This window comes from Paenibacillus sp. OK060 (genome assembly GCF_900101205.1).
In the GTDB taxonomy this organism is placed as follows: Bacteria; Bacillota; Bacilli; order Paenibacillales; family Paenibacillaceae; genus Paenibacillus; species Paenibacillus marchantiae.
Map to the genome: position 1 here is coordinate 1,196,681 of NZ_FNFR01000001.1, position 13,621 is coordinate 1,210,301.

General features: G+C 47.3%; 6 protein-coding genes and 1 pseudogene. All 7 read left to right on the forward strand.

The features are described from left to right. The 7 genes and pseudogenes from BLS14_RS05215 (at window position 1) to BLS14_RS05240 (ending at window position 13,616) form a co-directional block, all read left to right on the forward strand. A complete protein-coding gene (locus BLS14_RS05215) occupies window positions 1–5,556 on the forward strand; it encodes a glycosyl hydrolase family 28-related protein (protein ID WP_176854352.1) in 5,556 nt (1,851 codons plus the stop codon). Window positions 5,557–5,601: 45 nt separating this feature from the next. Next, a complete protein-coding gene (locus BLS14_RS05220) occupies window positions 5,602–6,825 on the forward strand; it encodes an enolase C-terminal domain-like protein (RefSeq protein ID WP_072732826.1) in 1,224 nt (407 codons plus the stop codon). A gap of 34 nt (window positions 6,826–6,859) precedes the next feature. Then, on the forward strand, window positions 6,860–7,702 hold the full coding sequence (locus tag BLS14_RS05225; RefSeq protein ID WP_072732827.1) for an NAD-dependent epimerase/dehydratase family protein: 843 nt from the start codon (window positions 6,860–6,862) through the stop codon (window positions 7,700–7,702). Window positions 7,703–7,747: 45 nt separating this feature from the next. After that, window positions 7,748–9,427, forward strand: a complete 1,680-nt coding sequence (locus tag BLS14_RS05230) for a carbohydrate-binding protein (protein WP_256336154.1) — start codon at window positions 7,748–7,750, stop codon at window positions 9,425–9,427. 103 nt (window positions 9,428–9,530) lie between these two features. Continuing rightward, window positions 9,531–10,343 (forward strand): annotated as a pseudogene (locus tag BLS14_RS33015) (family 43 glycosylhydrolase); the annotation flags it as partial. 156 nt (window positions 10,344–10,499) lie between these two features. Further along, complete coding sequence (locus tag BLS14_RS33020) at window positions 10,500–10,808, forward strand: carbohydrate-binding domain-containing protein (protein WP_256336198.1); 309 nt, start codon at window positions 10,500–10,502, stop codon at window positions 10,806–10,808. Between the two features lie 336 nt (window positions 10,809–11,144). Further along, window positions 11,145–13,616: a family 43 glycosylhydrolase gene (locus tag BLS14_RS05240; RefSeq protein ID WP_244552074.1), complete on the forward strand. Its 2,472-nt coding sequence runs from the start codon at window positions 11,145–11,147 to the stop codon at window positions 13,614–13,616. Window positions 13,617–13,621: the final 5 nt, after the last annotated feature.

The following is a 13,621-nucleotide window of genomic DNA, read 5'->3' on the forward strand; positions in this document are numbered from 1 at the left end:
GTGAACAAACGATTATGGTTAGGTGCCAGGTGTACCATTTCAGTGCTGTTGACTATTGTCATGTTATGTTCAGGGCTATACATCACACCAGCAACCACACACGCGGCAGCAGAGGGGGAAGATGTTACTGAACAGGGAGACGTCCATCTAAATGATGTGTCACCTGACTCGGTAAGTATTACGTTGGGGGAAACTCCTGTGCAGCAGGGCATAACGGCTCGTCCCGGCGATGGACCTCCAGCAGGTCTTCAAGTGGGGACGTTTGACGGCAAGGATTATTGGAAAACCAATCAGACGGTGAATCCAACAAATCCGGCCGATAACATCCTGTATTTTTACTTTAATGTTGCGGATGAATATTTGTTTGAAAATACCGATCAGGACGTGTTCGTCACTGTTGAATATTACGATAGCGATAGTGGAGCGTTGTCTCTGCAATACGATTCGAAGCAATCCAATTTCAAGGATGCTCCTTTGTTCCGGTATGAAAATACGGGAACCTGGAAGACACATACCTTCAAGCTCAGCGATGCCAATTTCGGTAACCGCACTCATGATGCGGATTTCCGAATCGGGGTTAGCGGCGCAGGGGCACCAGCCAACAATCCGGAACTTCATCTGGCGAAAGTAACCGTCCATAAGCAACCTCAGCAGCAGTCGGGTATTCAGACCAAGGTCTATGATACGGAATTCCCTACATCAGATATCGTCATTGCAGATCGAAGCGTAACCGATTATGGAGCAATAGGGGACGGGGTCTCAGACGATACTCAAGCATTCAAAGAATCGCTGGCAGTAGCCGGAAATCAAGGTGGGGGAGTTGTGTTCGTACCATCTGGAACCTATAAATTAACCGGAGAGCTGGTTATTCCAACAGGCGTTACGCTTCGCGGCGATTGGGGGAATCCCGACGAGCATGGCGGGTTAGTCAAAGGTACGATCCTTGCTGTATACGGCGGCAAAGGTCAAGCTAACGGGAACAGCTTCATAAAGATGGAACCTTCTAGTGGGGTAACACATGTGTCGATCTGGTATCCCGAACAGAATATGAATAACCCGGTGGCCTATCCATGGACGATGGAACAGCTTCCAGGTGACAGTGCCACGGTGAAAAATGTAACACTCGTCAATGCGTACCAGGGGATTAAGATTGGCCCGGAATGGAACGAACTTCATTATGTGAAGGATGTATACGGCACCACACTGAAAACCGGTATCTTTCTGGATTTCACAACAGACATTGGGAGACTGGAAGAGCTTCACCTTTCCCCGAATGTATGGGCGAACTCTGGTTTACCAGGAGCACCTGAGCAATCTCAATTGCGTGAATATATGATACAGCAATCAGAAGGTATCGTAATGGGGCGCTCGGATTGGGAGTATATGTCGAATATTCATATCTCGGGTTATAAGACAGGGATACGAATCACGACAAGAACAGGAAGCCTTGAAACAGCCAATGCGCAGCTGTATAAAATTCAGATCGACGACTGCAACGTAGCGCTGAAGATTGAAGGCGTCAATGATTATGGATTGCTGGTGACAGATAGCCAATTCGAAGCGAGTGCTGGTCCGAATCCTGTTGCCATTTATGCAACGGAAGGCTTTCACTCCATTGCCCAGTTTAACAGCGTAACGGTGGGCGGGGAGCCCAAACATGCGGTGGTGAATAAAGGGCGTGGAACGTTGTCCTTTGAGAGCAGTTCTTTCGAGAATTGGGGTGAAGGAAGCGGAGATTACGCCATAGTTGCCAAAAGTGGTTCGCTTATACTGGGTAGTTCTACCTTCGCGAAGCCGGATCGGCACCTGCTTCTTCAGGGAGATGTGGCAACAATCAATGCCATACATTCCGGACACGAAGGCAACCTTGCAGTGAACGATGAAAGTACCTCGGCGGAACTGAACATCCATCAGGAAGAAAATTTGGTGTTGGAAACGATCCCTAATGTTCCTTCAGTAGATATTGCTGTGCAGCCCAAGCCGGGTACTCGCGAATTGTTTAACGTAGTGAGCCAGCCCTATTTGGCTGATAACACAGGGAATACGGATTCATCGCAAGCCATTCAACAGGCATTGAATGATGCCGAAGCAGCAGGTGGAGGAACGGTCTATATGCCGGCTGGCATATACCGCGTCGAACAGGCTTTGGTGGTCCCGACTGCCGTAGAACTGCGGGGCAATTATGATGTACCTCATCATACGATCGGGAATGGAACCGTTATTTTTACGAACTATGGAGAAAACGACCCGGATGCCGATGCCTTCATTCAGCTGAAGCAAGCAGCTGGATTACGCGGATTATCCATCTATTACGATCAACAAACATGGTCTGATGCCAATCCGGTGAAGCCTTATGCCTGGACTGTGCAAGGTCAAGGGAAAAACGTATACCTGATCGATACAACCTTAGTTAATCCCTATCAGGCTGTCGACTTCGGCACCTATGATACAAGTGGTCATTATATCGATTATGTAGCGGGATCACCGCTCAAGGAAGGCATATATCTTGGTGGCGGGTCAGACGGAGGATACATGCGGAATGTGCAGTTCAATCCGCATTATTATGGTCGGAACAATTATCCGAATCATCCATCGAATGATGAAGAATTTAATCAAATTTGGAATTATCAAAAAGAGAATCTGGACGCCTTCCGTATTGGGGATGTTACCAATCAGGTTATTTTCAATACATTTGTATACGGATCAAAGTACGGTATTCATTTTGAAGAACAGAATGGAAGAGGGCCCGAAGCTGTCGTTATTGGTCATGGCACGGATGGCAGTAAAAAGGGAGCCGTATTACAACATGCGGGAACAGCTGGTCTTTCGTTTATCAATACAGAGCTTGTTTCCATGAGTACAACAGACAAGGTATACGTGGAGGTTGGGCCAGACTTTGGTTCCAAAGCGGTGTTCTTCAATACGTCCATGTGGGGAGACACAACAAGATCTTTTGATATTCACGGAGGAGATATCCGCATACAGCAGGGAAACTTCACAAACGTTGGTGAAATCGGCATTAATGCAATCGGTGGTGATATTACCCTCTACAATTCCTATTTTCAACAGCCACGTACGAATCATGTGGTTGCAGGTCCAAACGTAGAGAAGATGGTGATATCCAACAACCTGTTTAATGGCGGTTTTCAGATTGAGAATGAAGCCCCTCCTGGAAAAGTGACGGGTACCAATCTGTTTCCTTTGGCACTCAAACTGAACCAGCTTGGGTATGATCCATCCAGACCAGGTGATCCCGGAAGCACGCTGACTTTGACTAATGTTGCAGGTGAGGCTTTGCTTAAAGGGCAGATCGAACTGATTGAACCGAGTGTGTATCAGGCGATGTTTAAGCCAGTACGATTTGAGGGGCTGGGCATTGGGAAAAGCAAGGATGTGGCGCTTCCCTATATATCAAGTGACTTGCTCAAATTCAGAGTAACGCTTGAAAACGGATTCCGTTATGAGACTTCAGTCAAACTGTCACAATCCTTTGCGGCACAAAAAGATGCTGTTGGAACGCTGCCATTCATTGAGGTTTCCAGTCCGGAGCATTACAACAGTGTCGGTGGAAGCTGGAGAGGTCCGAATGACCTCAGCATTCAAGCTAAAGCAAGTTGGGATGCGGAAAATTTGGTTCTCAAGGTGGACGTCAAAGACGATATTCACCATCAATCCAATACCAATGGCGATATATGGCAAGGAGACAGTTTACAGCTCGGTATTGACCTTGGTAAAGAGGATGGTGCGGCCAGCAAACAGGTGAATGAGCTTGGTTTTGCACTGAATCAGGAAGGTGTCATCACGAAATGGAGATGGCGAGCTCCGGAAGGGGTTTCACCAGGATTACTGGAATCCGCATCAGCAAACATTACCCGGGACGAGACGACTCATATTACTCATTATCAAATTACGCTGCCTTTTGCAGCACTTCATCAGGAAGGATATTCATTCCAACCTGACAAACCTATCGGTTTTGCATTGCTTGTCAACGAAAACGATGGCGAAGGACGATCAGGATTTATGGAGTTTAATGGAGGGATCGGTACAAGTAAAGATGCACGATTATTCGGAAACTTGTATCTGCTTACGGGTGATTATGTGACATTGTTGGAGCAATCGGCCGAGGCGAGTGTTCGTACTGCGGAGCAAAAGAAAGATGTTACCTCTATAGATACAGCAGCCAACTTTGTCACTCTGCTACCAGCCGGCACGTTAAAGTCCTCATTACTCGTGAGACTCGCTGTTCTTACATCAGGTTCCAATCCGAATCCCGGGGGAACCAATCCACAGCCAGGCTCGGGTTCTGGTTCGCAGCCAGGTGCTGGAGGGGGCCCTACGACTGGAGGGAAGAATGAACTAACACCCGCCGCTCCTGGTGCTACAATGCAGCTTCAGCCCAAGCTGAATAGGGCTGCTGCATTGGCAACAGCCGAGCTCACCAACAAGATGATGGAGGATGCATTCAACCGCATCACCCCTGATCAGGACAGGAAAAAGAAGCTGATTGTAGATATCGAATCCGTAGATGGTGCTGAAGGGTATGCTCTGACACTTCCATCCAGCTTTTTGCAGGAAGTACCATCTACCCATTGGTTGGAGATTCGAACAGCATGGGGAGTGCTGCTGGTTCCGAGCAATTTGCTGGCCAATACCAAAGGAACGATTGGAGAGCGTATTAACTTGGTATTAAGTAAGGCTGATCGAAGCACTTGGAGTGCCAAGATGAAATCAGACTTAGGAGAGCGGCCGGCGATTTCATTATCTGTGATATCGGATGGAAAATCCGTTGCATGGCAAAATTCCAATACGCCAATCACAGTAAGTTTACCCTATCAGCCTAATGTAACTGAACTGCTAGATCCGGAAAAACTCGCTGTACAACGTATCGCGGATGACGGGCAAATGATCTCCATTCCAAATGGGAAGTTCAATAAAAAATCGGAACAAATGATTTTCAAGACACGGCAAAACGGAGTTTATGCAATCACTCAGGATAATCGAACATTCCAGGATATACAGGAGCTATCATGGGCCCGCCATGCCATCGAAGTTCTAGTGTCCAAAGGGGTTATTCGTGGAATGACAAAGGCAGAATATCAGCCTCAATCCATGATCCGCCGAGCGGATTTCGTAACTCTGCTTATCAATGCCTTAGAATTACAACCAGATCAGGGAACCAAGGTGGAACGCTTCGCGGATGTACCTGAGCATGTTTATTACGAACAGTCCGTGAATACCGCAAGAACGCTGGGCATCATTCAAGGGGCAGGCGCGGATCGATTCTCGCCAGCGTCTCCAATTACCCGGGAAGAAGCAGCTGTTATGATCTACCGAGCTATGCAAGTTATCGGGATGCAGCCTCCTCCTGAAGGTGAATCCGGTCTGAATGACTATAAAGATACTCATTTGATTAAGGCATATGCCCGCGATGCCATTGATTCATTAACCAAATCAACAATAATGGAAGGAAGCAATGGCAGCTTCCATCCGGAAGATACAATGACACGTGCTGAGACCGCAGTGCTGCTGTATCGTTTATACAACCGTTTGCCTTAAATCTTCCGATAGGATTGAAATGGAGCAGATGAGGAGAGTGAACACATGGCTAAAATTACACGGATAGAATGCATACGTACAAGGCACGACGGAAGCTGGACCATTGTGAAGATTTCGACGGATCAGGATGGTCTTTACGGATTGGGTTCTGCTTCCGATCTTTATAATCCCGAAGCGGTGGTACAGGTCATCGAGCAACTGCTGGGACCATTACTCATAGGGAGGGATGCATCCCAGATTGAAGATTTGTGGCATCTCATGCATATGAGCGGATATTGGAGAAATGGGGCAATACTTCATACGGCCATTGGTGGAATTGACATGGCCCTATGGGATATCAAGGGCAAGGAAGCGAATCTACCGGTATATCAATTGTTAGGAGGGGCCTGCCGTTCGGCAGTTCCCTGTTACGGCCATGCCGGTGGTGCTGATATCAGCGAGCTGAAAGAGGATGTATCTCGTTTTATGGAAGAAGGATACACGGTCATTCGAGTGCAGATGGGAGGTTACGGTGGCGGGGGATTTGTCAGCGGCAAGGACGCGAATTTGCCGCGCGAGCCCTGGAGCAGCGGTCCTGTATTCGATGAACATGCGTATCTGCATGCGATCCCTGACATGTTCGAGAAGTTGCGCCTGGAATTTGGTAATGGGATTCAGTTTACCCATGATGTGCATGAGCATTTGTCCCCCATTCATGCCATTCAGCTGTCGAAGCGGCTGGAACCTTATCATCTTTTCTTTCTGGAAGATGCACTTGCTCCGGAACAGATCGGTTGGTATCGACAGCTGCGTCAACAGAGTGCTACGCCGCAGGCCGTGGGAGAATTATTTGTTAATCCTCAGGAGTGGACTGGTCTGATTCAAGAGAAGTTGATCGATTTTATCAGAGTTCGGGTATCGAAAGCAGGCGGAATCAGCGCTTGTCGCAAGATCGCTGCGCTTGGCGAAGCCTACGGAGTACGAACAGCCTGGCAGGAGGGTGGGGAGAATGATCCTGTTAACCAGGCAGCTGCTGTCCATCTGGATATGGCCCTGTGGAACTTTGGTATCCAGGAAATCAATCATTTTAAACCTCATGAGTTGCAGGCATTCCCGGGACATATCGTCAGAGAGGGCGGATATCTATATCCTTCCAACAAACCGGGACTGGGCATTGAACTGGATGAAGTGAAGGCCAGATCATTACTAAGTGACTCATGGGATCACAACAAATATCATCGGCCGTATCCTCTAGACCGCAAAGCGGATGGGACATTGGTGCGACCCTAACGAAGTGACAAGAACAGACAGGAGAGATATAGGAATGAAGACGATTGCAGTTACAGGCGGAGGCGGAAAGCTGGGTTCACAGGTCATTGAGAAGCTGCAATTACAAGGTCATGATGTCGTATCGCTGGATAAACACCTGTCTGACCGGGTGCGTTGCAGACAGATTATTGTCGATCTGAACGATTATGGTCAAGTCGTGGGAGCACTTGCCGGAGTGGATGCGATCATCCATCTGGCCGCAATTCCTGCGCCGCTTCACTACCCTCACAGCTACATTTTCGCTAATAATACACTTTCCGGATACCATGTGCTGGAAGCAGCCTCTTTGCTTGGTATAAAAAAGGTGATCATGGGCTCCAGTGAATCATCCTACGGATTTGCCTGGGCCAACAAACCCTTCGCTCCCGATTATTTCCCGGTGGATGAACAGCATCCGCAACAGCCACAGGAATGTTACGGCCTGTCTAAGATCGTTAATGAGGTCACTGCAGAGATGTTTCATCGTAGAAGCGGGATGCAGGTAATTTCCCTCCGTTTTTCAATGATTGTGGGACCGGGAGAGTACAGACATCTGGCTATTGCGAAGGCGGAAACGTTCAAGCACATATGTTGGAGCTACATTGATATCAGGGATGCCGTGGATGCTTGTTTGGCTGCTCTGCACGCCGATTATGATGGGGCTGTTCACGTTAATGTTACCGCTAATGATACGTTAAGTGATCGGCAAACGACAGAATTGCTCGCCACCTTTTATCCTAATGTAAAAGATCTACGGAGACCTTTCTCTAGTCGAGAAGCCATTGTTAGTAATGGAATGGTGAAAGAGCTTCTGTCCTGGGGCCCGAAGCATTCGTGGGCGGATGAAGAACAGGAGTAGCTTATACGCAACTAAAATGAATAGGGGGATAATATGCTAAATTTCATGCAAAAAAACAAGAAGGTTTTGGCTTTTGCAAGTGCGGCATTATTGATTCTTACGTTGTGTTTGTCTATTTCACCTTCCATCGTATCGGCAGCTTCCGCGTTTAATCAAACGCAGGCTTCCAGTTATAACAGTCAATCCGGAGTCCAACTGGAAAGTTCCAGCGAGGGAGGGCAAAATGTCGCATTTATCGACAACGGCGATTACATTGTATTCAACAATGTGGATTTTGGCAGCGGTGCCAATTCAATCGACGTGAGAGTAGCCAGTAATAACAGTGGCGGTACAATTGAGGTCCGTCTGGATAGCCTAAACGGGACACTCGCGGGAACTGTTGCTGTTCCATCTACGGGCGGATGGCAATCCTGGCAAACGAAGTCCGGGTCAATCAGTGGTGCCACTGGTGTACACACAGTCTATCTTAAATTCACGGGCGGAACCGGCAATTTATTCAATCTACTCTGGTTCAAGTATAGTGCTTCCGCCGCAGGCAGCGGAGGCGATGTCGTAGGCAAGCTGTATGCCGGGTATCAAGGCTGGTTCAACGCAGCCGGAGACGGTTCACCGAACGGGGGCTGGGTGCACTGGTCCAAAAATAGCAGTGCGCCATCAGCAAATGGCAACGTGAATTTCGAGTTGTATCCAGACCTTCGCGAATATTCCAAGCTGTATCAGACAAGTTTGGCGAACCTCGGTAATGGTTCTCCTGCCAAATTGTTCTCCTCTTACGATCAGGAGACGGTCAACAAACATTTTGAGTGGATGCAAACCTACAATATCGATGGTGCAGCATTGCAACGGTTCGGCGCAGATGAGAGTGACACACCTAACAACTGGAAAAGCAACCGGGACAGCGTAGCCGTCAAGGTTAAAAATGCCGCGGAATCTTATAATCGCAAGTTCTATGTCATGTATGACATTACGGGCATGAATGCGAGCAATTGGGTACAGGCAGTTAAGCATGACTGGACGACCAATGTTGTGAACAACATGCACCTGCCATCATCTTCGGCCTATGCGAAGCAGAATGGCAAAATGGTTGTCTGCATCTGGGGTATTGGCTTCACGGATCGGCCGGGTACTGCAGCAGAGGCGGCCGATTTGATCGGTTGGTTCAAAAACCAGGGGATCTATGTCATCGGTGGCGTGCCTACGTATTGGAGAACGGGAAATAACGACTCTCGATCTGATTTTATGAACGTCTACAAATCGTTGGATATGATCTCGCCTTGGTCCGTTGCCCGCTTCGGCAATATTCAGCAAGCGGACAGCTTCAAAACCAATCAGCTTCAACCTGATCTGGCTTTCACACAGCAAAATGGAATTGACTATCAGCCAGTGATCTGGCCGGGTTCGGCTTGGTCGAACATGACTGGTGGCCCAAGAATTGAGAATCCGCGTCTGCATGGAGACTTCATGTGGAGGCAGGCCTACAATCTGAAGAGCATCGGTATCAATACCGGATATATCGCGATGTTTGACGAGTACGATGAAGGTACGGCTATTGCCAAGATGGCAGAGAACAGCTCCATGATTCCAACCAATCAATATTTTCTAACGCTGGATGCCGACGGTGTTGCCGTATCTTCAGACTTTTATCTCCGACTTGCAGGGGATATCAATCGCATGTTCAAAAACCAGATTCCAGTGACGGCAAACCATCCAACAAGTCATCAATAGAGCCCAAAGGGCATGATTTTAACAAGTTCGTATACGTTCAGGAGGATTAAAAATGACTACTAATGATATTGGCTTCGAAACCACACGCCAAAAGACTACATCCATGAATCCAGCAATCACATCTATATATACAGCAGATCCTTCGGCCCATGTATGGAACAACGGTAAAATTTACATTTACGCATCTCATGATATGGACCCAGCCAGAGGTTGCGATCTCATGGACAGATATCATGTTTTCTCCTCGGAGGATATGGTTCACTGGTTGGACGAAGGGGAAATACTCCGTTCAGACGACGTTTCCTGGGGCAGACCGGAGGGCGGGTTCATGTGGGCGCCTGACTGTGCATACAAGAATGGGACCTTTTACTTCTATTATCCGCATCCAAGTGATTCGAACTGGAATGATTCCTGGAAGATCGGGGTTGCCACCAGTAGCTATCCAGCGCATGGCTTTACGGATCAAGGGTATATCGAGGGGCTTGGCGGGTTTGCACTGATTGACCCGTGTGTAATTGTAGACGATGACAATAGCGCCTAAATCTACTATGGTGGCGGCAGTGTCTGTCTGGGAGGCAAGCTCAATGAAGATATGATGTCACTGGAGAACGGTATGACAGAAATGCAAGGACTTGAGGATTTTCATGAAGCGGCCTGGGTGTTCAAAAGAAACAATCTTTATTATCTTAGCTATGCGGACAATCTGGAAGACAACAACCGTATGAGATACGCAACAAGCGAGAATCCGCTTGGCCCATGGACGTACCGAGGCATTTTTCTGGAGCCGACAGGCTGTTCCACGACCCATGGCTCTGTAGTAGAATTCAAAGGGCAATGGTATCTTTTTTATCACAATCAAGCGATCTCTGGAGAAGGTACGCTGCGTAGCGTATGTATCGACTATCTGGAGTTCGATGAAGATGGTTCCATCAGACCTGTGGTTCAGACAAGGGAAGGTGTATCGTCCGTTGGTCCAGCCCCGGTTCCTGCACGGCAACAGAAAGTTTATGCAGGTGCAGCTTGTCATGTTTTTGGTGGAGCTGAAATCAGGATATTGCAATCCGGTCAAACCGTGGTCGGGAATCTTCAATCCTCAGAAGCGTACGCCTTGTTTAAGAATATAGATGGAGGCGAAGGCGGCAGAGCATCGATTGAGCTTCATTATGCGACAGGTGAACGACTGGCCAAATTGCATCTGACGATTAATGACCAGGACTATTCCTTGCTGAATGCGCTATCCACTGGCGGTTTGCAGGAGTTCGACGGAATCACCAATATCACCGTTCATTTGGAGCCAGGTAATGTTAACACAATCCAAATTTCAGGTGGACATGGCGAGATCAATCTTTTAAGTCTCACCGTTACCCCGTTGTTGGATTAATACGTAAGAAACGGGATAGACGTTTAAACCTCAGGAGAGTTTTCCTGAGGTTTTTTCTGGTTTATATGAACGAGTGAGTTCTAAAAAAAGATAAGCACTTTTTTTCAACAAAATGCCAAATAAATGACAACGAAATGTTATTTCTATTTATAACTTCTTACTTTATGCTAGATTTCAACACCCGATGAAGAGACTCGATTATGTCTGTACATACGGTTGTGACGGTTAGCCGTTGTGCAGAAGAAAACAAGTTCTTCGGATGTAAGACAGAAGCGCACGTAGAGAACCTTGATGTATTTGTAAGCGGTAACAAAAAACAGACTAGGAGGAAATCATGTGAGGAAGAGTCGTCGATTCATGTTCACGCTGTTGGTCATTTTATTAATGGTTTCGTCAGTGCCACTCCCTGCCACAGCCTATCAAAATCCGCAAACGTTACCGGATGAATGGGGACAATATGGACTCGGGGACCCCTATGTATTGAAATTTAATGGATACTATTACCTGTATGTAAGCACAAGAGATACGGACGACGGTGTCAAAGTCTGGAGCTCCAAAGACCTGGTGAATTGGTCGTACCGTGGATTAGCTGCAACAGATCCCATTACGCACGGAGCTTATGCTCCTGAAGTTGTTTACTGGAATGGCATGTTCTACATGTATACATCACCTGCCGGAAAAGGACATTACGTGCTGAATAGCACAAGTCCTACCGGACCCTTCAATGTAGTAACGGGCAACCTTGGAAAGTCGATTGACGGTAATGTGTTCATTGACGATGATGGCTCGTTCAGCTTCTATCACGCAGCACAGGGCCGCATAGATGCAGCACCGATGAGCAGTCCGACTGAGATCGGAGTGAGTGCGTCTACAGGCGTGGGGATGGGAGGCTGGACTGAGGGTTCAACCGTCTTCAAACGAAATGGAAAATACTATATGACCTATACAGGTAACCACGTATTTAGCAAAGGATATCGGGTGGATGTGGCAGTTAGCACGACAGGTCCGAGGTCCGGATATGTTACTGATAGCACAAACCCGGTATTAATTCGTACAGAGGGTCCAACCGTGGGATTAGGACACAACACTGTAGTAACAGGACCTAATCTGGACACTCACTATATGATGTATCACAATTTGGAAGGTAACGGAATCATTGGACCGCTGCGGCATCTGAACATGGACCGAATTGTATGGAATAACGACAAGATGATCGTGCAAGGTCCGACTTCAACGGATCAACCCAATCCAGAAATGCCTGTTTTCTATGACTACTTCGATCGTTCTGCAATCGGAAGTAATTGGTCCAACGTGAACGGTGGTAATTGGGGCATCTACAATCAGGAACTCATGTGGCAAAATTCAATGGGCAGCTCAACTTGGTATAAACAAGTGACGGCTTCGAGCAGCGCATCGGATTATACGGCTGAATTTAACATGAAGGAAATGAATCGGGGAACGTCCACCAATCCGAGATACGGCGCTACATTCTCCTATACGAATGAGAACAATTACGGTGTTGCGCTGATCAGTTCGAAAAACAAAAGACTTGAGACATTTTTCCGAATTAACGGAGTGGATCAGGCTTGGCAAACATTCGATCTGCCTGCCGACTTCAATTATTCGAAATGGCATAACATAAGGATAGAAAAATCGGGATCAACGTTTAAATACTACGTAGATGGTATGTTCAAAGCAACGCGTACTGCCAATGTAGGAGCAGGCAAAATTGGTGTTCTGACAGAGGATACACATGCGGACTTCGGCTATACTGCTTTTAACAATGATGTGAACGGAAGCAGTGCATGGAATGCCTCCAAGCCGATTCCAGGAACAATCGAGGCCGTTCATTATATGAAAGGAGGCGAAGGTGTCGCTTATCACGATACAACGGCTGGGAACCTGGGCGGGGCTTATCGTACCGATGCCGGGGATATTCGCCTGAATAACGAAGGACTGTTCAACTTAGGCTGGAATCAGACGGGAGAATGGTATAAATACAAAGTAAACGTGGAGTCAAGTGGATATTACGATATTGATTTTCGCATGGCTACCTCGTTGGACGGGGCTCAGATCCGAGTGTGGGATGGTTCGACCGACTTAACGGGTATCGTCAATGTACCTAATACGGGCGGATGGGATAATTGGAAAAACATATCGAAGAAAAAGGTCTACTTAAATGCTGGACAACGGGAATTAAAGGTTGAATTCGTAACAGGCGAGGCTGATTTCTCAAGAATGACGTTTCAGAAGAATGTTGATGTGACAAGTGTAAGTGATAATTTTAACGACGGCGACGATAATGGATGGACACGGTTTGAAGGAACGTGGGCTGTAGAGAATGGTGAATACAGTGCAGCGAGCACCGGACCTGCCAAATCTACATTTGGAGATTCAGGATGGGCAGATTATACGGTCGAGGCGGATATTAAGATGATTGACTCAGGGGGAGATGGGGGGTTACTTGTCAGAGTGTCCAATCCATCCCACGGCACAGAACGAGGTCAGAACAATTATGATGCTTTACAAGGATATTACGCCTATCTGACCACAAGCGGAGTTAGTCTGGGCAAGATGAATTATAATTGGGCGCTCCTCAAGAGCAACGCGCAATCATATTCCACCAATACCTGGTATCATATGAAAGTTGCCGTTAATGGTACAAACATCAAAGTTTATGTGGATGATATGGTCACTCCGAAGATCGATTATACGGACAACAGCTTGAATCCGTTCACGCATGGCAAAATCGGTGTTAGAACGGCAAACAAGCATACACACTTCGATAACGTATTTGTTACTCCCTGAACCGG